This is a genomic window from Nocardiopsis sp. NPDC006139, assembly GCF_040614155.1.
GTDB lineage: Bacteria > Actinomycetota > Actinomycetes > Streptosporangiales > Streptosporangiaceae > Nocardiopsis > Nocardiopsis changdeensis.
In genome coordinates this window covers 142061-164123 of the sequence record NZ_JBEXTT010000016.1, presented here as the reverse complement: position 1 = coordinate 164123, position 22063 = coordinate 142061, and the positions used below count along the sequence as shown (strand labels likewise).

The window sequence follows — 22063 nt, the reverse complement described above, 5'->3', positions numbered from 1 at the left end:
GGGCCCCCTCCGGACCGGAGCCGCGTCCGGCCCCGGGGGCGGCTGCCACCGCCCCCGGGATGGGGAGTCCCGCCCCGGGCGCTCAGCCCCGTTCGAGGGCGGTGCCGATCAGCCCCAGCGGCGGGGAGCCCAGGTCCAGCAGGGCCCGGTGGAACCGGCCCAGGGAGAACTCCGACCCCCACCGCTCGCGGGCCCGCTCGCGCAGCCGCAGGATCTCCAGCTTGCCCCACGTGTACCGGCCGTAGGTGGGGTCGAACGTGGCCCGCCGCGCCTCCGACAGCGCCGCCGGGCCCTGGAGCGGGGTGTCCTCGGAGAACAGCGCCGCCGCCTCCTCCACCGTCATGGTCCCGGTGTGCATGCCGATGGCCACCGACAGCCGGGTCACCCGGATGAGGGCCTCCACCCACACGCCCGCCTCGTAGTGGTCGGCGGTCCACCCCCCGACGCCGCAGCGCTCGGCGGCGTAGTCCCCGAAGCCCTCCTCCAGCATCATCTCCTCGGCGTAGTGCGCCCAGCCCTCGGCGAACGCCATCGAGTGCAGCGCCCGCCGCACCGGGCCGGGGGCGCGCCGCAGCGCCCGCCCGTGCGAGAAGTGCCCGGGGGCCACCTCGTGCACGCTCACCGCCGGCAGCGTGGTGTCGCTGAACATCTCCAGCCACTCGGCGGTCTCCGCCGCGTCCCAGGCGGGGTCGGGCGGGGTGATGTAGTAGAACGACGGGGTGTCGGCCTCCCACGGCCCGGACCAGGCCATCATCGCGGTGGCCCAGCGGTGGGCGGGCGGGGACAGGTCCACCCGGCACTCGCCGTCGCCGTAGGGGGCCAGGCCGCGCTCGGCGGTGAACTCCAGCGCCAGCTCCGTCCAGCGGCGGGCGGCGTCGAGCACCCCGTCGCCGTCCGGGCCCTGCGCGGTCAGCTTCCTGACCGCGGTCATGACGTCCTCGCCGGGGGCGATCCGGCCGACCGCCTCGGCCAGCCGCGCCCGCAGCCGGTCGCGTTCGGCCCGCGCCCGCTCCGCCAGCTCCGCGGGGTCGACCTCCAGGGCCTCCCCGGTGCCCATGAGCCGGGCCAGCCCCTCGGCGCCCAGCGAGGCGTCCTCGGGCCCCTCCTCGGCGGCCCGCTCCACATGGGCGACCAGGCGGGCGTGCGCGGCCAGCGCGGTCTCGCGCAGCGGGGCGGGCACGTCCTCGGGCAGCCCCTCGGCCAGCCCGCGGACGGCGCCGACCAGGGAGCGCGCCACCGGGGCGGGCATCCGGTCCAGAGCGGCGATCGCGTTGTCCACGCCGCGCGGCCACTGCGCCAGGTGGGCGTCCCGGGCCCTGCGGCGCTCGGCCTCGGGGGCGTAGTCCCGGTCGTAGCCGGAGACGTCGAGCTCGCCCAGGTGGTACAGGGGGTTGGCGCGGTACTGCAGCGCCTCGCCCAGCGCGTACCGGGCCTCGGCCTCGAACGCGGCCAGGTGCGCTTCGTCGTGGGGATCGTCCAGCGGCGCGCCGCCCAGCGCCGCCAGGGCGGCCTCGACGCCGGCGGGGGAGAGGTCGGCGATGCGGCCGTCGTACTCGTGCATGCCCGCTCCGTCGCGCATGGCGCCGGGCATGAGGTCGGCCAGGGCCCGCAGCCGGGCCGGGATTTCATGGTTCTCGGGGTGTGGCATGCCCCGACCTTAGAGCGCGGGCCGCGAAAGCACACCCCGCTGTGCGGAGGGCGGAACCCCGGGCCCCTCCCAGTCGTCTCCCCGGATGTGACGACCTCCGAAGAAGCCTCCGCCGAGTCCTCCGACGCAACGGCCGGGAAACGGCCGCGCCGCCGCCGGCTCCTCCTGCTTCCGCTGTTCGCGCTCGCCCTGGTGGCGGCGTTCGCCCCCTTCGTGTGGGTGGTCGCCGGGACCTCCGGGTACCGCCACGCCACCGTCGCCGACGTGCCCGAGCGGCCGGTGGCGCTGGTCCTGGGCGCCGGGGTGCGCGAGGACGGGCTCCCCACCCGGGTGCTGGCCCGGCGGCTGGAGCTGGCCGCCGACCTGTACTTCGCCGGCAAGGCCGAGGTGCTGCTGGTGAGCGGCGACAACAGCGTGGAGCACTACAACGAGACCGACACCATGCGCGACCACCTGGTGGCCGCCGGGGTCCCGGCCGAGCACATCGCGGCCGACTACGCCGGGTTCTCCACCTGGGAGTCGTGCGTGCGCGCCCGCGAGGTGTTCGGGGTGACCGAGGCGACGGTGGTCACCCAGGACTTCCACCTGCCCCGGGCGGTGCGCCTGTGCCGTGCGGCCGGCATCGACGCGGTCGGCGTCGCCGACGCCGCCGCCCGGGAGCGGGTCTGGGCCACCCGCTACGGCTGGGCGCGGGAGGTCCCCGCGGCGGTGGCGGCCCTGGGCACCGTGGTGTTCCGCCCCGACCCCACCTTCCTGGGCCGCTACGAGACCGCCGTCGACGACGCGCTCGCCGCCGCCCGGAAGGACGGGGAGTAGCCGGGGTCCGGGCCGCTCCCGGCGGATCGTTCCGGGGCGCGGCCGTCGGGCCGCCTCCCGCCGGCCGCCCGTGCCCGGCCGGCCGGCTCCGGGCCGGCCCCGCCGGGCGTCCCGCGAGAGATCGCCCGAGGGCCGCCCCCGGCGCCCGGCGCGAGCGCCGGGCGCCGGGGGCACCCGCCGAACACGCCTAGGACAGCCCGGCCAGGGCGTCGCGGACCCGGCCCCGGGCCCCGGCCAGCGCCTCCCGGGCCTCGGCGGCCGGCACCCCGGCCAGCAGCGACACCAGGGCCGTGCGGGTGTCGCCGCCGGCCTCGGTGAGCGCCCGCGCGCAGTCCTCCTCGCCGGCGCCGGAGGCCTGGGCCAGGATGGTCACCACCCGGCCGCGGAGCTTCCCGTTGCTGGCGTCCACTCCCACCATGAGGTTGGAGTAGGTGCGCCCCATCCGGACCATCACGGCGGTGGAGAACGCGTTCAGCGCCAGTTTCTGGGCGGTGCCCGCCTTCATCCGGGTCGACCCGGCGATCACCTCGGCACCGGTGTCCACGCCCACGTGCACGTCCACGTGCTCCGCCAGCGGGGCGTCCGGGTTGGCGCTGATGAGCACGGTCGCGGCGGACCGCTCCCGGGCCGCCTCCAGCGCGCCGCCCACGTACGGGGTGCGGCCGCTGGCCGCCAGCCCGACCGCCAGCGAACCGGGGGTCAGCCCCGAGGCGTCCGCGCGCCCGGACTCCCAGTCGTCCTCGATGCCCTCCACCGCGCGGACCAGGGCCGCCCCGCCGCCCGCGTGGTGGGACACCACCCATTCGGGGGGCACCCCGTAGGTGGGGGGCAGCTCGGCGGCGTCCTGGGCGGCGATGCGCCCGGAGGTCCCCGCGCCGAAGTAGTGGATGGCCGCCCCGCTCTCCAGGGCGGCCACCCCCAGCTCCACGGCCCGCGCCAGCTCCGGCAGCACCGCCTCCACCGCGGCGGGCACGGTGGCGTCCTCCGCGTTGATCCGCCGCAGGACGTCCAGGACCGACAACCGGTCGATGTCCAGGGTGCGGGGGTTGCGGGCCTCGGTGGGGGCGCGCACGATCACCGTCTCGCCCGGGGGCGCCCCGGGGTCCGACGGGCCGTCCGGGGTCCGTTCCCCGCCGTAGTGTTCCACAGCGCTCTCCTGTTCGGTCCGCACCCGCTGTCGTTCCTTTCCGGTCGGTCCCCGGTCCGCCGCCTCGGCCCCGCCCGTCATCCGCCGACCCCGGGCGTGTGCTCCGGGCCCGGGGAATCCCGCCCGCGCCTCACGGCCGGTCGTCGGCGGCCCTGTCGTCGGGCCGGCCCCGGCGACGCTTGCGGTCGTCGCTGATGCGCAGCCCCCGCACCGCCTCGGCGGTGGTCTCCAGGGCCGCCCTGCTGTCGGCGTACCGGCTCTGGGCCAGCCCCACGAACAGGCAGTCCACCACGGTCAGCTGGGCCAGCCTGCTGGCGGTCGCCCCGGACCGGAAGGTGGTCTCCCGGGCCGCCGTGGTCAGCACGTGGTCGGCGAACCCGATGGCGGAGCGCGGGAAGTTGGTGATGGCCACGGTGCGCGCGCCCCGGCGCCCGGCCTCGGTCAGGGCCTGCACGGTGTCGATGGTGGCGCCGCTGTGCGAGATGCCGATGGCCACGTCGCGCTCGTCCAGCAGGGCCGCGCTGGTGAGCATCACGTGCGCGTCCGACCAGGCGAACGACGTGAGCCCGATCCGGTGCAGCTTCTGCTGGAGGTCGGCGCCCACGAACGCGCTGGCCCCCACCCCGTAGACGTCGATCCGCCGGGCGGACGACATCGTGTCGATGACGGTGCGCAGCACGTCGACGTCCAGGGCCGCGCCGGTCTCCTCGACCGCCCGGGCGTCGGTGTAGGCGATCTTCTGGACCACCGTCACCAGGGTGTCGTCGGGGTTGATGTCCCCGTCGGGCTCGGGGGCCCCGGTGGTGCGGGCCCCGCGCGCCTGGCCGGCCTCGGTGGCCAGCGCCAGGCGCAGCTCCCGGTACCCGCTGAAGTCGATGGTCCGGCAGAAGCGGATGACCGTGGCTTCAGAGGTCGCGCAGTCCTTCGCCAGTTGTGTGATGGAGGAGGCCGCCGCCCGCTCCGGGTCGTCGATGATGCGCTGGGCGACCCGCCGCTCGGCCGGTGCCAGCGAGGGCAGCAGCGAGCGGATGCGGAGCACGGTGGTGGGGACCTGTGGGATCCCCGGTTCCACCCGGCCTTCCGTGGGCTTCGGAATGTGCGCCATGGAGGAAAGTTTCTTTCGGTCTCGGGGCAGAGTCAACGCGCGGAAGGGAAAAAGCGGGAGAATCCAGGATTCCAAGCGGTCGGCCCCGCGGCAAGTACCGAAGTCCCCGGACCTCGGGTTTCCCGGCTGAAGTGGGAGAAGGCGCCGGAAGGCGGCCGGCGCGGCCGGGGGAGCGGCGCGGGCGGACCCGGCACACGGCCCGTGCGCGGTGTCCACCGCGCACTCGCGCGCCGGGCCCGGGAGGGCCATCGCGGCCGCGGGGAAGTACCGGTCGTTCCGGCCCGCCGGTGACGAGTCTGGCGGCGGGCTCTTACGTTCGCCTTTCACCGGAGTGAACGGTCGCGGGGTCTTGTGATATCGCCCGAATTCGTTTGCAGCGGTGCTCATGGGTCACATGAGTCGCTAGTGTCGACCCCATGACACAGAACAACGATCCGAATCAGGACCCCGCCGGGGCCACACAGCACTTCCAGCGTTTCGTCGACGAGAACCCCGAACCTGAGGCGCCCGAGCGCCGCCCCGTCCTGCCGATCGTCCTCGCGGGCGTCGGCGTGATCGCGGCCGTCGCGGTCGTCGTCGCGCTGGTCCTGGCCTTCTCCTGACCCTCGCGGGCGACCGGACAAACGGTTCGCGACCACTCCGCGAGTCCTGCTAGAGTTAACGACGTCGCCGGGGAGCACGGCCCACAGGGCCCGGATCCCCGGGAACGACCGGCGTCATTAGCTCAATTGGCAGAGCAGCTGACTCTTAATCAGCGGGTTCGGGGTTCGAGTCCCTGATGACGCACGGCGAACGGCCCCGGCAGAAGGCTCGGCCTTCCACCGGGGTCGATCACGTGGCGGTCCTCCGACCGCTCCGCAGTGGCCCGTATCACGGGCCGGGCGGTGCGGCGGCCCCCGAGGGGTCGGGTAGGATCGACCGGGTCGCGGTGCGGACGTCGGTCCGCGCGACGACGGGCGTCATTAGCTCAATTGGCAGAGCAGCTGACTCTTAATCAGCGGGTTCGGGGTTCGAGTCCCTGATGACGCACACTGCGGGAAGGCCCCCGGTCGGGTACCGGGGGCCTTCCGCATCCCCGGGGTCCCGGACCCCGCTCCGGGGGGCACGGGAAATGTCGTGGCCCCGTGCTGTGCTGTACCGCATCCCCCACGCGCCCGAAGGAAGCAGGCCGGCCGGACCCCTCGGCCCCCCACCGCTTTCCGGGCATATCCCACAAACGGATTGACACCGGCCCCGACCTGGTGAAATGTTGTCTCGCCGCCGTTTCGGGCCGGCCCTTCCCCTGAACCACTTCCGGAGTATCCCCATGTCCCTGTCCCCCTTCCGCGCGCTGGCCCTGTCCGCTCTGGCCTGTGGCGCCGCCCTCTCCCTCACCGGCTGCGGCGCCATCGTGAACAACCTCCTGGGCGGCGCCCCCGCCGAGACCGCCCCGGACGGCGCCGCCGGCGGCTCCGAGGAGACCTCCCTCCTGCCGGAGAGCGACGACGTCTTCACCCTGGCCGTCGGCGACTGCTTCACCGAGGCCGAGTTCAACACCTCCTTCACCGGCGACGAGGTCAGCGAGGTCCCGACGCTCGACTGCGCCGAGGAGCACGACGCGGAGGTCTACCACATCGAGACGCTGCCCGAGGGCGCGTTCCCGGGTGAGACGGCCATCGAGTCCTCCGCCACGGAGGCCTGCGAGACCAACTTCGAGACGTTCATCGGCGTTCCCTACCTGGAGTCGGAGCTGTACTACAGCTACCTGACCCCGACCGAGGACGGCTGGAACACCATCGACGACCGCGAGATCGTCTGCTACATCGTCACCAGCGGCGAGATGGTCACCGGCACCCTCGCCGGCGCCGCCCGCTAGGTTCCCTACCGGTCCGCCCCTATCGGGCGGACCGGTATTTTTCCGTCCGGACCGGGAACCACGGCCGTTCTCCGCGCATCTGGATAAGTGTCGCCGGGTCCGTCGGCGACAGGTAACGAAGAACCCCTGTTGGAGTCGCCATGTTGTCGGAATTGCGCCGTTCGCCCTATGGGCGCCTCGTGCTCGGCCCCCTGGTCGTCGGCGCGGCACTGTCGCTGACGGCGTGCAGCCCCGAAATGCTGCTGCCTCCGGCGCTGCGCCCGGGAGCGGAGGTGGCGCCGTCCCCCGAAACGACCGAGACCCCCGCGGAGACTCCGGTGGAGACCCCCGCGGAGACCCCGGTGGAAACCCCCATGGACCCCGAGGACACCGATGTCTTCGACATCTACCTCGGCGACTGCCTGACCGAGTTCGGCTCGGACGAGGACTCGATCTCCTCGGTGCCCAAGATCGACTGCGCGGAGCCGCACGTCTACGAGGTCTACCACGTCGAGAACATCAACGAGTCCGGCGACTACCCCGGTGAGACCTCCGTCTCCGACTCGGCCAACGAGCTGTGCGAGGCGGCGTTCGAGCCCTTCGTCGGCACCGGGTACTACGACTCGGCCCTCTACTACACGCCGCTCTTCCCGACGGCGGACGGCTGGGCCGCGGGCGACCGCGAGGTCCTGTGCCTGATCTACGACCCCGCGGGCGACACCACCGGCACCCTGGCGGGCGCCAACCGGTAGGACACCCGTTCCGGCGTACGGCCCGCACCGCCCACCGGCGGTGCGGGCCGTTCCCGTGCGGGGGTCAGCCGATCCCGGGCAGCCGGGCCGCGAGCGGGTTACCGCGCTCGGACATGATCCCGGCGACGACCGCGCCGGCCGCCTCCGCCTCCTGTGTCCTCAGGGCCGACGGCGCGTCCTGCGGCCGGGGCAGCCCGGCGCAGGTCGCGTCCCGCGGGGCCGCGCCGTCCACCAGGTAGGCGTCCACGGCCGCGGTCACGCAGTCGTGGCCGGGCATCCCGTAGAACCCGTGCCCGCCCTCGTCGGTGACGGTGACCAGGGCGTTGCCGAGCCGGTCGGCCATCCGCGGCCCGCCCTCGTAGACGGTGTTGGCATCGAACTCCGCCGCGATCACCAGGCCGGGGGCGTAGCCCTCGCGCTCCAGCTCCACCAGAGGCTCGGCCGGCGCCCGCGAGGCGAACGCGCAGGGCTGCGGCGAGTCCCAGATCGCCCCGATGCCGTACGGGTTGTACTCGCGCGCCTCGCGCATGTCCCGGTAGTAGCCCGACAGGCGCGACGGCCACTCGGCCTCGCAGCTCACCGCCATGAGCAGGGAGTCGTTGGAGAGCTCCACCTCCGGGTCGGGGTACTCGGGGAGCTCGTACCCGGGGAAGGGCACGTCGTTCACGAAGAACCCGAGCTCGACCGAGATCAGGTCCCAGTACATCTGGTTCCGCGACGCCGAGCCGATGTAGAAGTCGAAGTCGTCGGCGGTGAAGGGCGTCCCCTCGGGCATGCCGGGGACGTCGTCGCGGGGCTCCTCCTCCAACCGGGCGCGGGTCTCCTCGACGGTGGCCAGCACCTCCTCGGGGGTGGACCCGAACCCGTACTCGTCGTGGCGCTCGGCGACCCACGCGGTGTACCGGTCCACGTTGGCCTTGTAGCCCCGGTTCTGGGTGCGGAAGAGCTCCCGCCACATGCCGTCGGGCAGGACCGAGGAGTCCAGCACGCTGAGGTCCAGCCTCTCGGGGAACAGGCTCCCGTACACCGCTCCCAGGTAGGTGCCGTAGGACACCCCGTAGTAGGAGGTCCGCTCCTCGCCCAGGGCGGCGCGGATCACGTCCATGTCGCGCGCGGTGTTCGCCGTGGTCATGAGCGGGATGAGGTCGCCGTGGGCGCTCTCACACGACCGCTGGACGGAGACGGCCGCCCGGGTGACGGCCGAGAACTCGTCGTCGTCGGGGCGCGAGGGCGGGAGGGGGAGGTCCGCGCCGCAGTCGAGGTAGGGGGTGGAGGCGCCGCTGCCGCGCGGGTCCATCCCGATGATGTCGTACACCTCGGCGATGCGCTGGGTGCCCAGCCCGTAGCCGAACCCGAGGTCGGGGCGGGGCTCGATGGGCATGTAGCGGCCCGAGCCCCCGGGCCCGCCGGGGTTGGTCAGCAGGATGCCGCGCCGCCGATCGGGGTCGGTGGCGCGGTGGCGGCTGATCGCGATGGACGCCCGCTCGCCGCCGGGGTCGGCGTAGTCGAGGGGCACCTCGATCCAGGCGCAGTCCAGCCCCTCCAGGAGCCGTTCCTCACAGGGGGCCCACTCGACCTCCTGCTCGTGGAACGCGGCCAAGGGGTCGGCGGGCTCGGCGGCGGCCGGGGCGGCCGCGGCGAGCGACAGGGTCAGAGCGGACACCAGGGTGCCCACGGCGATCGGTGGGTGTGCTCTGCGCACGGGGGTTCCCTTGCTGTTCCGGCCCGGGCCGCGGGGGCGGCGCCGAGGGAGCGTGCATCGGCCCGGTAACCGTATGTATTTCCGGTTCGCGTAGAACACCGACGAAAGTCATGTATCGCGGAACGTGGCCTGATCCGGCCATGAAGTGAACGGGGGTTCATCCCCATATGTACGTTTCGTGACTTTTGCGATGCCGATCACATCGCACAAAGGACGCCATTTGGTCACGGGGGTGGTATCCGCCACACCCCGCGGGCTACCTTGTCGTTCTATTAGGAAACTTTCCTAATAGAACAGGTCGGGCGCATTCCGCGCACCCCGGCCCTTCCCCCCGTATCTTCCGACCCCCGTTACCGACGAGCCCCCGCTCCCCTCCGACAGCCCCCCTCCCGCTCGAAGGAGACTCGTGGCCACCGAAATCGCGGCATCGCCACCGCCGCCGGAAGCCGGGACCACGGCGCCGCCCGGCGGCGCCCCCCTCTCCCTGCCCCTCCGGATCTGGCGCCACTACGCCCTGGTCAAGGTCCGCAAAGCGGTCGTCGTCGTCTTCGTCGTCGCCAACGTGACCTTCTTCCTCGGCCGCGCCATGCCCGGAGACCCCATCGACGTCATGGCCGGCCGCCTCACCCAGGGCGGGATGAGCCTGGAGGAGGCGCGGATCATCGCCGCCAACTCCCTGGCCTACGACCCCGACGCGCCCCTGTGGTCGCAGTGGTGGGACTTCATCGTCGGCCTGGTCACCTTCGACATGGGCATGACCATCAACCGGCCCGGGTTCACCGTCGCCGAGTCCATCGGCGCCTACCTGCCCTGGACCCTGTTCAGCATCGGCGTGGGCACCCTCGTCTCCATCACCCTGGGCCTGGCGCTGGGCATGGTGATGGCCTACCGCCGCAACCGCCTGCTGGACCACGTCCTCAGCGTCGTCGCCTCCGTGCTGGGCGCCATCCCCAACTACCTCATCGCGATGCTGCTGGTCGTCGGCGGCGGCATGTACCTGAGCTGGTTCAACCCCATCGCGCTGCGCGGCACCCTCAGCCCCGGGGTCGAGCCCGGTTTCAGCGCGGAGTTCGTCGGCGACGCCCTGTACCACGCCGGACTGCCGATCTTCACCTACGTGCTGGCCATCATCGGCACCTGGATGCTCGTCATGAAGGCCTCCACCACCGAGGTCCTGAGCGAGGACTACGTGACCGTCGCCCGGGCCCGGGGCCTGCGCGACCGCCGCATCGCGACGTCCTACGTCGGGCGCAACGCCATCCTGCCGCTGGTCGCGCAGATCGCCATCTCCTTCGGGACCCTCGTCGGCGGCGCGATCTTCGTCGAGCAGGTCCTGGTCTACAAGGGGGTCGGCGGCCTGCTGCTGGACGCGGTCAACTACCGCGACTACCCGCTCCTCCAGGGCCTCCTGGTCGTCCTCACCACCTGTGTGGTGGCCGCCAACCTCATCGCCGACCTGCTCTACAGCAGGCTCGACCCGCGCATCCGGAAGTAGGAGACCATGGCAGTCAGTACCGCCGCCCCCGGCGGAGCCGGGGTCTGGGGCGCCATCTGGCACGGCGTCACCCGCAGCACCAGCGGATTCGTCGGGCTGTGCATCGTCGTCGGCGTCCTCCTGTTCGCCTTCGTCGGCCCCTTCTTCGTCGACACCGACAACCCGACCGACGTCACCAAGATCTGGGGCCCGATCACCGCCGAGCACTGGCTCGGCACCAACCACGAGGGCAAGGACACCTTCGTCCAGCTGGTCCTGGGCGGCCGCGAACCCATCTGGGTGGGCATCGTCGCCGCGCTGATCACCGTCGCCATCGCCGTCGTCCTGGGCGGGATCGCCGGCTACGTGCGCGGCCGGATCGACCACTTCCTGCTCCAGCTCACCGACATCACGATGACCATCCCGTTCATCGTCCTGATGCTGGTCGTGGCGTCCTTCTACCGCACCGCCTCGCCGATGGTCGTCGCCTTCATCATCGGCCTGGTCACCTGGCCCTACCTCATGCGCTCCATCCGAGCCCAGGTGCTCACCCTGCGCGAACGCGAGTTCGTCGAGGCGGCCCGGCTCCAGGACCTGGGCACCGCGCGCATCCTCTTCGCCGAGGTGCTGCCCAACATGGCCGGCTACATCTTCGTCAACTTCATCATCGCGATCACCAACGCGATCTACGCCGTCGTCGGCATGTACCTGCTGGGGCTGCTGCCCAGCACCGCCGCCAACTGGGGGCTGATGATCCAGCAGGCCTGGGACAACAACGCCTTCCTGGTCCCCACGGCCGCGCCGTTCCTGGTCGCCCCGATGGTGATGATCATGCTCTTCCAGATCGGCCTGGTCACCATGACCCGGTCCCTGGAACAGGCCCTCAACCCACGACTCCGGGACAGGTGAGCCACGTGACCGCTTCCCACGCAGCGCCGGCCCCGGCCGAGGGGCCGCTGCTCTCCGTCCGCGGCGTCGACGTCGGCTACCGCACCGGTCGGCGCACACAGGTGACCGCCGTCCACGGCGTCTCCTTCGACCTCTACCCCGGCCAGTCCATGGCCCTGGTGGGGGAGTCCGGCTGCGGCAAGACCACCCTGGGCCTGGGGCTGCTGCGCCTGCTGCCGCGCACCGGCGTCGTCTCGGCCGGGGAGATCCTCTTCCGCCGCAAGGACGGGCGCACCGTCGACGTCCGCTCCCTGGCCAGGGAGGACCTGCGCCGGTTCCGCTGGAGCGAGGCCGCCATGGTCTTCCAGGGCGCGATGAACGCCTTCAACCCGGTGCTCAAGATCGAGGACCACTTCCTCGACACCTTCCGCGCGCACGAGACCGGCCGCGCCCGCCGCCGCTCCGCGGTCCGCGAGGAGTCGGCCGCCCTGCTGGAGATGGTCCGGCTGGACCCGGCCCGGGTCCTGGACGCCTTCCCGCACGAGCTGTCCGGCGGCATGCGCCAGCGCGCCCTCATCGCCCTGGCCCTGGCGCTGAAACCGCAGCTGCTCATCCTGGACGAGCCCACCACGGCCCTGGACCTGCTCACCCAGCGGGCCATCGTCGAGCGCCTGTCCGAACTGCGCGAGGAGCTGCGCTTCTCGATGGTCTTCATCACCCACGACCTGGGACTGGCCGCCGAACTCGCCGACCGCGTCGGGACGATGTACGCGGGCCGCCTCATCGAGACCGGCACCACGCGCGACATCTTCTACCGGCCGCGCCACCCCTACACCTCGGCGCTGATCAACTCCGTGCCCCCGGTCAGCGGCGACCTGGTCGTCCCCGAGTCCCTGCCCGGCGGCCCGCCCGGCCTCTCCTCCCTGCCCCCGGGCTGCTCCTTCGCCCCCCGCTGCAGGCACGCCGCCGAGCGGTGCCGCGAGACCCGCCCGGAGCTGGAGGTCCTGCACACCCGCGGCGACGGCCTCAGCCACGCCGCCGCCTGCCTGCGCACCCGCGAACTCGCCGCTGAGGGGGTCACCCGTGATTGACCGTTCCGTGCCCGCGCCCGCCCCGGCCGCCGGGGCGGCCGCCCCCGGCCCCGACCCCGCCCCGGTGCTGAGCCTGCGCGGCGTGCACCAGGTCTTCCCCAGCGCGCGCGGCGACGTGCCCGCCGTCGCGGGGGTCGACCTGGAGGTCCGCCCGGGCAAGGCCCTGTGCCTGGTGGGGGAGTCCGGCTGCGGCAAGACCACCACCGCCCGGATGGCCGCCGGGCTGGCCGACCCCACCGCCGGGTCGGTGCTGTTCCGCGGCCGCGACATCACCGCCATGGACAAGAAGGAGCGCTCGGGGTTCCGGCGCGCGGTCCAGTACATCCACCAGGACCCCTACGCCTCCCTCAACCCGGTGCGCACCGTCTACTCCACGGTCTCCGCCGGGCTGCGCCGCCACCGCATGGTCGCCGACCACAGGGAGGCCCGCAGGGTCACCGCCGAACTCCTGGAACGGGTCGACCTCACCCCGGCCGCGGACTTCATCGACAAGTACCCCCACCAGATGTCCGGCGGCCAGCGCCAGCGCGTCGCCATCGCCCGGGCCCTGGCGATGAACCCCGAGGTGATCATCGCCGACGAGTCCACCTCCATGCTCGACGTCTCCATCCGGGTCAGCCTGCTCAACACCCTGGGCCGGCTGCGCGACGACCTGGGCGTCGGCTTCCTGTTCATCACCCACGACCTGGCGGTGGCCAAGTACTTCGCCTGGGAGGGCGAGATCGCCGTCATGTACCTGGGCAAGGTCGTCGAACACGGCCCCACGCCCCGGGTGGTCAACGATCCGCGGCACCCCTACACCCGGGCGCTGATCTCGGCGGTCTGCGAACCCGACCCCGACCTGGCCCGGACCAAGGAGCGGATCCGGCTGCGCAGCGCGGACATCCCCGACCTGACGGCCCTGCCCCCCGGGTGCGACTTCCACCCGCGCTGCCCCCTCTACGCCCCGGGGGAGTGCGACACCCGCCGACCGCCACTGGTGCGCGGCCATGACCGACTGCTCGCCTGCCACGTGGCCGGCCAGGGGTGAGCGGATGCTCCTCATCGGCCGTTTCGGCCTCCTCGTCGGAGCCTTCCTCGCCCTGGCCGCCGGCCTCACGGCCCTGCTGAATCCCCCCGGCACAGCCGAGTTCGTGATCAGCGCCGTCACCGTCGTGATCGGCCTGACCGTGCTCTCCCTCGGACTGCTCGCCGTCCTCATCGAAAGGAAGCGCCAGGAATGACCCCCACCCCCGACCGCAACACACTCCTACAGGACCTCAGCCGCAGGAGACTCCTCAAGGCCGTCGGCTTCGGCGCGGTCGGCGTCGCCGGAGCCAACGTCCTGGCGGCCTGCGCCGGCGGAGACAACGCGTCCAACGCCGTCCCGGGCCAGTTCACCGGCGTCTACGACTACGACATCGACGCACAGACCCGCAACGTCGCCGTGGAGGACGGCGCGCTGCTCATGAACTCGGTCTACGCCGACCTGTTCCTGCCCGCGGGCGGGTTCTACAACTGGAAGACCCACGAGTGGGACTACCTGCTCATGGAGAACGCGGTCTGGGAGGGCGACGACCTCATCGTCAGCCTGCGCCCCGGCCTGAAGTGGAGCGACGGCACCGACCTGAACGCCGACGACCTGCACCAGAACTTCGCCATCCGCGTTCTGGAGGCCCCGGCCTGGTCCATCGGCTTCCCGCAGATCACCGAGCTGGAGAAGCTGGACGACCTCAGCGTCCGGGCCCGCTTCGACAACCCGTTCCCCGGTATCGAGCTCCAGGTCATCGACCACCGCCTCTTCTCCAAGTCCACCTACGGCGACTTCGGCGAGCGCGCCATCGCGATGGTCGCCGACGGGGTCCGCCAGGGCGACGACGAGCACAACGAGTTCAACGCCGAGTTCATCGCGTTCAACCCCACCGACGTCATCTGCAGCGGCCCGTACAAGTTCGACCCGGCCCAGACCGCCGACGCGCGCATCACCCTGGTGCGCAACGAGGACGGGTACCAGGGCACCGAGGTCGCCTTCGACGAGGTCGTCATCCACAAGGGGGACAACCGGCAGGCCTCGCTGCTCATCCAGCAGGGCGAGGTGGACTACTCCACCCTGGCGACCTCCGCCGCGGACCAGCAGGCGTTCCAGAGCGTGGAGGGCCTGCGCTGGATCGAGCACCCCGGCTACGACGGCTGCGGCCTGATGTTCAACTACCAGAAGAAGCCGGAGCTGAAGGACGTGCGCGTCCGCAAGGCGCTGGCCCACCTGCTGGACAGCGACCAGATCGGCCAGGTCGCGCGCGGCGAGGCCTACACCCGCGTCAACTACTACGCCGGCCTGGTGGACATGCAGGCCGAGCAGGTCTTCAGCCAGGAGGAGCTGGCCGGGTTCGCGACCTACGACCTGGACCACGACAAGGCCACCGAGCTGCTGGAGGAGGCGGGCTGGACCAAGCAGGACGGGATCTGGCACCTGCCGGACGGCGAGCCGGCCTCCTTCGAGGTCGTCGGCGTGGTCGGCTGGGGCGACTTCGAGCTCACCGCCACCCAGGTCGAGGAGGCGTGGAACGACTTCGGCATCCAGACCACGGCGTCCAACGTCCCCGCCGACAACCCCTGGGGCATCTGGGCCGCCGGCGACTTCGAGGTGGCCGTGCGCCACTGGGGCAACCCGGAGATCCCGTCCTACTGGGGCGCCTTCCAGATGAACTTCCTGGTGGAGAACGCGCGCACCGGGGACACCCCGGGCCAGGACTTCGACCTCAAGGTGGACAGCCCCAGCCAGGGCGAGGTGGACCTGGAGGCCCTGGTGGAGGTCGCCAAGACCGCGCCCACCGAGGAGGAGCAGATCGAGGCGGTGAGGACGATGGCGATCGTCTTCAACGAGCTGCTGCCGCGCATCCCCGTCTGGACCTACAAGTACCTGGCCCCCGCCCTGGAGGGGGTCCGTGTGGCGAAGTTCGACGACGACCACCCGGCGTCGCAGAACCAGATCTACATGGACAACCACGTCATCCTGTCGCTCATCCAGGGCGACCTGAAGCCGGTCGAGTAGCCGCCCGCCGGAGGTGGGAGTGACCTCCGGGGCACCCGGGGCGGGCCCTGCGCGGGCCCGCCCCGTTTTCGCTCCGATGTCGGGACCAAAGTCCCGACCTTGGACACGGAAAGGGGTGTCATGTCCGCAGTGGGGCTTTTGTGGATGTAGTCTCCGAAGACACCGGGAAGTCACGGCGTTCCCGGCGTCCCCCGCAGCCCCCGGCCCCCGGATGTGGAAGGTCCCCAGCCATGGACGCAGTTCCGTCCGCCCCGGCGCGACACCCTCCGCGGAACATGCGCGCCCGCCGGGAACGCGGATCCGAAGGGGAATGCGGCCCGGGGCCGTGTCCGGAGGGCGACCCTGGTCCATCGTCGGTCATAACCTGACATAAGTGGCCAAAGGGTCGCCTGAGCAGTTCTCCGCTCTCCCCTGTCGTCCCTGGTCAAGAGGGATGATGGAAGCCCTTTTCCGATGCTTCTCCGATTCTTCTGCCAAGCCGGTCCGCCTTTGTTAGTCTGGCGAACCGAACGACGATTACCGGTGGAAGTGCAGGAATTGTGCGGGCCGTGGGTGCTTGTCCCCCGTCAAGCGGGCCCCATCCCCGCCCCGCGCGAGCGGGGCCGGACCGCCCCCGAGCCGAGGAGACGAGACAGTGGCACAGGCGCCGCCGCCGGCAGAGGGCTCCGTCCCCCGATCCCCCGAGGGCGGGGCGAAGGCGTCGGCGCAGGAGCCCGCAGACAGGCGTGAGGGGCGTTTCCGCCGGGCCATCTACCGTATGGTCCGTATCCAGGAAACCCGCTCCATGGAGACCGAGCAAGGAAATCCCGTGCATCAGCCCGTGCATCCGCACTCGCAGGAACCCGGCCGCCCCGCGGACCGGGACGGCGGCCGGCACACCGCCTCCCCCCGTGCGGGGGAGACGACGGCGGGCGGAGGCGAGAGCGCCCCCGCGGACGTCCCCTCGGTGGAACGACCCGTCGGCCCCTTCTCCGGCTCCGCCGAGAACGGCTACCGGCCGAGCCCGCGCGCCGGCGCCCCCAACCCCTACACTTCGGTCCGACGCGTCGAGGTCGACGACGTCGCACCCGATGCCGTTCCCGTCGGCCAATGGCGCGGCGCCGGCCTCGACGAGCCCGAGCCGCGCACACCCGAAGTCACCGCTCCGCCGGAGCACACCGCGTCCGAGGAGGAGGCCCCGGTGCACCAGACCCCGCCCGCGTCCGAGGAACCGGGACCGCCCCCCGCCGCCGCCGCGTCGGAGCCCCCCCACACGGAGCAATTCGAGGCCCCTGTGTCATTCACCCCTGCATCCTCCTCCGCGGAGTCACCGCTGCCCGAGCCCGCGCGCCGGGACTCCCCCCGGGGCGACCGCCGCGGCCACCGGCCCGAGGGCGGCACCCCCTACCGCGAGCCCCGCGCCGCGGCCGAGCCCGCCACCGACGGGCGGCACCGCCAGGAGGCCTGGCGCGACCAGCGCGCCGAACCCGACCGCTACGAGGAGCCCCGCCGCGCCCCGCGCGGCAACCCCTACGACCCCGGTTACGCCGACCGGGTCTCCGGCCGCGCCGACTACGCGTCCCGGCCGGAGCCGGAGTACGGCGCGCCCCGGCCGGAGTACGGCGCGGACGGGCACCGCTACGAGGACCCCCGCCGCGCCCCGCGCGGCAACCCCTACCGCGAGCCCTACCCGGTGCACGACCACCGCGGGGCCCCGCACGACCCCTACGGCGACGACCACCGGTACGGGCCCGACCCCCGCGCGCCGCGGCCGGAGGCCTACCGGAACCCGCCGCCCGCCCACCCGCGGGGCGAGTACCCCTACCCGCAGCCGCACATGGCCTACCCGTACCCGGTGTACCCGGCCCCGGTGCCGCCGCCGATGGCCTACCCCAACGTGTACCCGGCGCCCTTCCAGCCGCCCGGCTACATGGTCCAGGGCCAGCCGGTGTTCTACCCGGGGCAGGCCAACCCCTACGGCCAGCCGGTCCAGCACGTCATCGTGTTCACCGCGGGGCAGCCGCCGCAGGTGATCACCGCCGACACCGCCGCCACCCTGTTCGCCGAGCAGGCGTCGGCCGCCGAGGTCCGCGAGGAGGACAAGGCGCTGACCCGCGCCGAGCCGCGGCAGGAGGAGCCCGCCGAGGAGGAGGACACCGCCGCCGCGCCGGCCGCCGAGCCCGAGGCCGAGGCCGCCTCCGTCACCGAGCCGGTCGCCGAGGTCGCGCCCGCCCCGGCCCCCACGGTCCCTGCCGCCGGGCCGGAGCCCGAGGCGGCCGCGCCGCCGGCGCCGGACACCCCGCTGGTGCGGGAGGACGGCAAGGGCCTGCTCAACGAGGCGCTGGCGGGCCTGGCCATGCGCGACCTCTCCCTCGTCGACGCGCTGCTGGAGATGGTCGAGGAGCTGGAGTCCGACGCACAGGACCCCGACCTGCTCGACAAGCTCTTCCAGATCGACAACTTCGCGACCCGGATGCGGCGCAACGGGGAGAACTTCCTGGTGCTCACCGGACATGACGGCGGCGAGTCCGACGCCCACGACGAGATCGTCCCCCTGCTCGACGTGGCCCGCGCCGCGGTGTCGGAGATCAAGGACTACCCCCGCGTCAAGCTGGGCAAGCTCCCGCAGACCTCCATCACCGGTATGGCGGCCGACGACATCAGCCACCTGCTGGCCGAACTCCTCGACAACGCCACAGCCAACTCCCCGGAGCACTCCCAGGTCGTCATCAGCGGCCAGACCCTGGACGGCGACGACCTCATGATCGTCGTCGAGGACGAGGGCGTGGGCATCCCGGACAAGCAGCTGGCCGAGCTCAACGAGCGGCTGTCCGGCGAGCCGGTGCTGGACGAGGAGGCGCCCCGGCACATGGGCCTGTACGTCGCCAGCCGCATCGCCAAGAAGCACGGCCTGTCGGCCAAGCTCGAATCCCGCGCCTTCCGCGGGGTGAGCGCCTACGTGATCGTCCCCAAGGAGCTGCTGCGGGTGGCCACGCCGCGGACCCCGGGACAGGCGCGCACCTCCACGGTCCCCGCCTCGACGGTCCCCGCCGTCCGCCCGGCCCCGGCCGCCGCGCCCCCGGCCGCCGCGCCGGCCCAGGGCTCGCCCAACGGCACTCCCAAGAGCGCCTCCGGCGCGTCGGGCGGCACCTCCGCGGTCACCGCCGCGGGACTGCCCCGGCGCAGCGCCACCCCGCACGGCTCCCCGCTGCGCATGATGCCGCGCCCCGACCCCGGCGCGACCCCCCCGGCGCGCGGGGACACGCCCCCCAAGCTCACCGGAGAGGCCCGGGCCGAACAGATCCGGGACGAACTGGGTGACTTCCTCGAAGGCGAACGCGCCGCCCTTGAGGGTGAGGAACTGGACGCGACCACGGACGACACGGGCGGGAAGGCCGACGAATGACCGGCCGCACCCCCGGCGCGCGCACCCCGGTGTCCGCGCAGATCCCCCGAACCCCTAAGACACTCGGCCGAGGCAGGTAGAGCATGACTGAACCCGTGAACGACAGTGTTGAGAACTTCTCGTGGCTCATCGACCGGTTCGTCCGCGACGTGCGCGGTGTCGAGCACGCCGTCGTGGTCTCCTCCGACGGCCTGGTCCTCACCCACTCCAGCGACTTCCCCGAGGAGCACGCCGAGCAGCTCGCCGCCATCGCCAGCGGGCTGCACAGCCTGGCCGTGGGCGGGGCGAGCCTGTTCCAGCGCGGGGAGTGCGAGCAGCTGCTCGTGCGCTTCAACCACGGACACCTGTTCATCATGGCGATCAGCGACGGCTCCTGCATGGCGGTGCTCACCGCCCCCGGGACCGAGCTGAAGATCGTGGGCTTCCAGATGGCCAAGCTCGTCGAGAACGTCGCCCACGTCCTCACGCCGCAGCTGCGCTCGCAGCTGCGCGAAGTCATCCAGAACTGACGACGGTGACCCGTTACGGTTCAGCAGGAATGAGGTTGCCACGTCAATGAGCTTCCGCAGGCGAAGGAGTAACCGCGTTCGCCCGTTCACCTTCACCGGTGGGCGGACGCGGTCTCGGCATCCGCTGATGGTGCAGACCCTGGTCTCGACCTCCGAGCCCGGGCAGGAGCCCCCTGGCACCCTCATGCCGGAGTCGATCAGTATTTACAAGCTGTGCCGGGAGACCCGGTCGCTGGCCGAGATCTCGGCCGAGTTGGGCATCCCCCTGGGCGTCACCCAGGTCCTGGTCAGTGACCTGGCCGAGCAGGATCTGGTGTACATCCACCCGACCATCACCGGCAGCAGTCCATCGGAAAACCAGGTTCTGGAGAGGGCTCTTCGTGGTCTCGAACGACTTTTCCAGTGACAAGCGGTCCAATCGCAAGAAGATGTCGAGCAAGATCGTCATCGCCGGCGGCTTCGGCGCCGGCAAGACGACTCTGGTGCGCTCGGTGTCGGAGATCCCGCCCGTCACAACCGAGGCGATCATGACCGAGGCGAGCATCGGTCACGACGACACCTCGATCACCCCCGACAAGACGACCACCACCGTCGCGATGGACTTCGGCCGCATCACCATCGACGACGAACTCGTCATGTACATGTTCGGCACACCGGGCCAGGCGCGGTTCTGGTTCATGTGGGACGATCTCGTCAGGGGCGCCGTGGGCGCCGTCGTCGTGGTCGACTGCCGTCGGCTGGCGGACTCCTTCGACGCCGTCGACTACTTCGAGACGAACAAGCGCATCCCCTACATCGTGGCGCTGAACCGGTTCGAGGGGCAGCTGGACTACACGGCCGAACAGGTCCGGGAGGCCCTGGAGGTCAGCCCGGAGGTCCCCATCATCGACTTCGACGCCCGCCAGCGGCTGTCCGGGGGAGAGGTCCTCAAGGCCCTCCTGCGGTACGCCCTGGAGCACAACCGCGCCAGCGAGCCCGTCGCCTGACGGGCGGGGAGCCGTGACGCACGGGTCCCCACCGACCCCGTTGGTCCCCCAGGAAAGTTAGCGACAGATGCGCAAGATCCTCATCATCGGTGCAGGCCATGCCGGCCTGCACTTGGCTCACGGCCTGCTGACCGAAGGCTACGACGTCACGGTGATCACGGGGCAGTCCTCCATGGAGATCCGCACCGGAAGGGCGTCGATCTCGCAGTTCACGCTTCCGACGGCGCTGAACTACGAACGCGGCCATAATCTCGACTTCTGGAGTGCCCTGTCGCCGCAGATCAGGGACCAGCGGGTGCACCTGTACCCGGGGGCGGACCGCCCGGTCCTGTCTTTCGCCGGCCGGACCGGCAAGGACAACGACTACATGGTCTCGGTCGACCGCCGTGTGAAGATGGCGGACTGGCTGGAGTACTTCGAGGACCGGGGCGGCAAGGTCGTCATCCACGGTGTCACCGTCACCGACCTCGACTACTTCTCCCGGATGTTCGACCTGATCATCGTGGCCGTCGGCCACGGCGAGCTGGGACAGCTCTTCGACCGGGACGAGAGCCGGTTCAGCGGGGCCCGGCCGCGCTCCATCGCCCAGGCGTACATCTACGACGTCTGGCCCGAGGACGGCGCGGACGAGAACATCGGCTGGGCGGCGTCGGCGGCGGAGGCCGGCAACATCGGTTTCCTGCCGATCCTCAGTCAGGAGGGTCCCTGCCATGCCATGTTCATGGTGGACAAGCGCGGCGGGCCGATGGACGCCTGGCCCGACCGTCCGGGGCCTGAGGAACAGCTGCGCCGGATGAAGGACCTGACGCGCCAGTACACACCCGAGTACTTCGAGCGGATCAAGGACGCCGTCCTGATCGACGGCAAGAACAGCGCCCTGATCGAGGATCTGACCCCGCAGGTCCGCAACCCGGTGGGCACCCTGCCCTCCGGGGGCAAGGTGCTGGGCATGGCCGACGTGGTCGTCACGATGGACCCGTACGTGGGGCAGAGCTGGAACAACTCCACCCGGTGCGCCAAGGCCTACCTGGAGAGCATCATCGAGCACGGCGACCGGGAGTTCGACGAGGAGTTCCTCGTGCGGACCTTCGACCGGTTCTGGGAGTTCGGTCTGCACAACCAGCTCTGGTCCGAAATGAATTCCACCATGTGGGATGCCGGTGACCTCCCGCCGCACTTCTACGAGCTCATCGACGGGGCACAGAAGTTCCCAGAGGTGGCGGACCGGTGGATCCAGGGGTGGGACTACCCGCCGGACTACGGGGAATGGCTGCTCGACCCGGAGAAGGCCCTGGCCTATCTCGCGGAGGTCCGAGCGCGGCACGGGGCTTGACCCCGCGCGTGGCGCTCCCGCCCGATGCCCTTGCCGGCATCGGGCTTTTCCTGTTTCGGACGGGTCTTCGGGTTACGCCGTCAACACAATGACCATCTTGCCTGACCGAAATGGGGAGATTCATTGGCATGCATCGTGAGCAGCGGTTATGATCCCTGATCTAGAGGTCTGTAGCTGTAAGTGACATGTGTATATGATTGGGTTTTATGTGCCTTTTTAGTCATATTGCGCATGTCGCATGCGCATTTGCCTGTACCTGTTCGGCTTCTTCCGGCGGAGCGACCACACCCGACCCTCTCTTCCCATTCGTGTCCGCCGCGCCCCTCTTCCTCGCTGAGCCCCTGGCGATTTGATCCACCCGC

The 22063-nt window shown here is 71.7% G+C and carries 19 protein-coding genes and 2 tRNA genes; 17 read left to right on the top strand and 4 right to left on the bottom strand.

What is annotated here, in order from left to right:
- Positions 1 to 82: 82 nt before the first annotated feature.
- Positions 83 to 1648 (bottom strand): DUF885 family protein, encoded by a 1566-nt coding sequence (locus ABZ249_RS21410; protein ID WP_355265663.1) that lies wholly within the window; start codon positions 1646 to 1648, stop codon positions 83 to 85.
- 87 nt (positions 1649 to 1735) lie between these two features.
- On the opposite strand from ABZ249_RS21410, the gene ABZ249_RS21405 reads away from it, so the two are divergent.
- A complete protein-coding gene (locus tag ABZ249_RS21405) occupies positions 1736 to 2464 on the top strand; it encodes an ElyC/SanA/YdcF family protein (RefSeq protein WP_355265660.1) in 729 nt (242 codons plus the stop codon).
- Positions 2465 to 2651: 187 nt separating this feature from the next.
- Here ABZ249_RS21405 and ABZ249_RS21400 read toward each other — a convergent pair whose 3' ends face one another.
- Together ABZ249_RS21400 and ABZ249_RS21395 are read right to left on the bottom strand one after the other, a co-directional pair.
- Positions 2652 to 3635 (bottom strand): N-acetylmuramic acid 6-phosphate etherase, encoded by a 984-nt coding sequence (locus ABZ249_RS21400; protein WP_355265657.1) that lies wholly within the window; start codon positions 3633 to 3635, stop codon positions 2652 to 2654.
- Between the two features lie 106 nt (positions 3636 to 3741).
- Positions 3742 to 4716, bottom strand: a complete 975-nt coding sequence (locus ABZ249_RS21395) for a MurR/RpiR family transcriptional regulator (RefSeq protein WP_220562861.1) — start codon at positions 4714 to 4716, stop codon at positions 3742 to 3744.
- Positions 4717 to 5132: 416 nt separating this feature from the next.
- Between ABZ249_RS21395 and ABZ249_RS21390 the strand changes: the two genes are divergently transcribed.
- From ABZ249_RS21390 to ABZ249_RS21370, 5 genes are all read left to right on the top strand, one after another.
- On the top strand, positions 5133 to 5318 hold the full coding sequence (locus ABZ249_RS21390; RefSeq protein WP_220562860.1) for a hypothetical protein: 186 nt from the start codon (positions 5133 to 5135) through the stop codon (positions 5316 to 5318).
- A gap of 111 nt (positions 5319 to 5429) precedes the next feature.
- Positions 5430 to 5502: transfer RNA gene (locus ABZ249_RS21385), tRNA-Lys, on the top strand.
- Between the two features lie 170 nt (positions 5503 to 5672).
- Positions 5673 to 5745: transfer RNA gene (locus tag ABZ249_RS21380), tRNA-Lys, on the top strand.
- Between the two features lie 277 nt (positions 5746 to 6022).
- Positions 6023 to 6571 carry a septum formation family protein gene (locus ABZ249_RS21375; protein ID WP_355265653.1) on the top strand — a complete coding sequence of 183 codons (549 nt, stop codon included), beginning with the start codon at positions 6023 to 6025 and terminating at the stop codon, positions 6569 to 6571.
- Between the two features lie 140 nt (positions 6572 to 6711).
- Positions 6712 to 7302 (top strand): septum formation family protein, encoded by a 591-nt coding sequence (locus ABZ249_RS21370; protein ID WP_355265650.1) that lies wholly within the window; start codon positions 6712 to 6714, stop codon positions 7300 to 7302.
- A 64-nt stretch (positions 7303 to 7366) separates the two neighbouring features.
- Here the strand turns inward: ABZ249_RS21370 and ABZ249_RS21365 are convergent, their stop codons facing one another.
- Entirely contained in the window at positions 7367 to 9004 is a 1638-nt protein-coding gene (locus ABZ249_RS21365; RefSeq protein WP_355265647.1) for an alpha/beta hydrolase, read from the bottom strand.
- A 406-nt stretch (positions 9005 to 9410) separates the two neighbouring features.
- Between ABZ249_RS21365 and ABZ249_RS21360 the strand changes: the two genes are divergently transcribed.
- The 11 genes from ABZ249_RS21360 (at position 9411) to ABZ249_RS21310 (ending at position 21701) form a co-directional block, all read left to right on the top strand.
- Positions 9411 to 10499: an ABC transporter permease gene (locus tag ABZ249_RS21360; protein ID WP_355265644.1), complete on the top strand. Its 1089-nt coding sequence runs from the start codon at positions 9411 to 9413 to the stop codon at positions 10497 to 10499.
- A 6-nt stretch (positions 10500 to 10505) separates the two neighbouring features.
- Complete coding sequence (locus tag ABZ249_RS21355) at positions 10506 to 11387, top strand: ABC transporter permease (protein WP_355265641.1); 882 nt, start codon at positions 10506 to 10508, stop codon at positions 11385 to 11387.
- A gap of 5 nt (positions 11388 to 11392) precedes the next feature.
- Complete coding sequence (locus ABZ249_RS21350; protein WP_355265638.1) at positions 11393 to 12457, top strand: ABC transporter ATP-binding protein; 1065 nt, start codon at positions 11393 to 11395, stop codon at positions 12455 to 12457.
- A 7-nt stretch (positions 12458 to 12464) separates the two neighbouring features.
- A complete protein-coding gene (locus ABZ249_RS21345; protein WP_355265690.1) occupies positions 12465 to 13487 on the top strand; it encodes an ABC transporter ATP-binding protein in 1023 nt (340 codons plus the stop codon).
- Between the two features lie 4 nt (positions 13488 to 13491).
- On the top strand, positions 13492 to 13680 hold the full coding sequence (locus tag ABZ249_RS21340) for a hypothetical protein (protein WP_355265635.1): 189 nt from the start codon (positions 13492 to 13494) through the stop codon (positions 13678 to 13680).
- Positions 13677 to 15488: an ABC transporter substrate-binding protein gene (locus tag ABZ249_RS21335; RefSeq protein ID WP_355265632.1), complete on the top strand. Its 1812-nt coding sequence runs from the start codon at positions 13677 to 13679 to the stop codon at positions 15486 to 15488. The genes ABZ249_RS21340 and ABZ249_RS21335 overlap by 4 nt, the downstream gene beginning before the upstream one ends.
- Positions 15489 to 16296: 808 nt before the next feature.
- Positions 16297 to 18873: an ATP-binding protein gene (locus ABZ249_RS21330; RefSeq protein ID WP_355265629.1), complete on the top strand. Its 2577-nt coding sequence runs from the start codon at positions 16297 to 16299 to the stop codon at positions 18871 to 18873.
- 83 nt (positions 18874 to 18956) lie between these two features.
- A complete protein-coding gene (locus tag ABZ249_RS21325) occupies positions 18957 to 19382 on the top strand; it encodes a roadblock/LC7 domain-containing protein (RefSeq protein ID WP_073375556.1) in 426 nt (141 codons plus the stop codon).
- 46 nt (positions 19383 to 19428) lie between these two features.
- Positions 19429 to 19788, top strand: a complete 360-nt coding sequence (locus ABZ249_RS21320; protein ID WP_220562849.1) for a DUF742 domain-containing protein — start codon at positions 19429 to 19431, stop codon at positions 19786 to 19788.
- A gap of 22 nt (positions 19789 to 19810) precedes the next feature.
- Positions 19811 to 20368 carry an ATP/GTP-binding protein gene (locus tag ABZ249_RS21315; protein ID WP_260697157.1) on the top strand — a complete coding sequence of 186 codons (558 nt, stop codon included), beginning with the start codon at positions 19811 to 19813 and terminating at the stop codon, positions 20366 to 20368.
- A gap of 67 nt (positions 20369 to 20435) precedes the next feature.
- Entirely contained in the window at positions 20436 to 21701 is a 1266-nt protein-coding gene (locus ABZ249_RS21310) for a styrene monooxygenase/indole monooxygenase family protein (RefSeq protein WP_355265624.1), read from the top strand.
- Positions 21702 to 22063 lie beyond the last annotated feature (362 nt).

Coding starts and splice junctions, on each gene's coding strand:
- ABZ249_RS21410 (WP_355265663.1), bottom strand. CDS start 1,648: ATGCCACACCCCGAGAACCATGAAATCCCGGCCCGGCTGCGGGCCCTG.
- ABZ249_RS21395 (WP_220562861.1), bottom strand. CDS start 4,716: ATGGCGCACATTCCGAAGCCCACGGAAGGCCGGGTGGAACCGGGGATC.
- ABZ249_RS21390 (WP_220562860.1), top strand. CDS start 5,133: ATGACACAGAACAACGATCCGAATCAGGACCCCGCCGGGGCCACACAG.
- ABZ249_RS21375 (WP_355265653.1), top strand. CDS start 6,023: ATGTCCCTGTCCCCCTTCCGCGCGCTGGCCCTGTCCGCTCTGGCCTGT.
- ABZ249_RS21370 (WP_355265650.1), top strand. CDS start 6,712: ATGTTGTCGGAATTGCGCCGTTCGCCCTATGGGCGCCTCGTGCTCGGC.
- ABZ249_RS21355 (WP_355265641.1), top strand. CDS start 10,506: ATGGCAGTCAGTACCGCCGCCCCCGGCGGAGCCGGGGTCTGGGGCGCC.
- ABZ249_RS21340 (WP_355265635.1), top strand. CDS start 13,492: ATGCTCCTCATCGGCCGTTTCGGCCTCCTCGTCGGAGCCTTCCTCGCC.
- ABZ249_RS21335 (WP_355265632.1), top strand. CDS start 13,677: ATGACCCCCACCCCCGACCGCAACACACTCCTACAGGACCTCAGCCGC.
- ABZ249_RS21325 (WP_073375556.1), top strand. CDS start 18,957: ATGACTGAACCCGTGAACGACAGTGTTGAGAACTTCTCGTGGCTCATC.
- ABZ249_RS21320 (WP_220562849.1), top strand. CDS start 19,429: ATGAGCTTCCGCAGGCGAAGGAGTAACCGCGTTCGCCCGTTCACCTTC.
- ABZ249_RS21315 (WP_260697157.1), top strand. CDS start 19,811: ATGTCGAGCAAGATCGTCATCGCCGGCGGCTTCGGCGCCGGCAAGACG.
- ABZ249_RS21310 (WP_355265624.1), top strand. CDS start 20,436: ATGCGCAAGATCCTCATCATCGGTGCAGGCCATGCCGGCCTGCACTTG.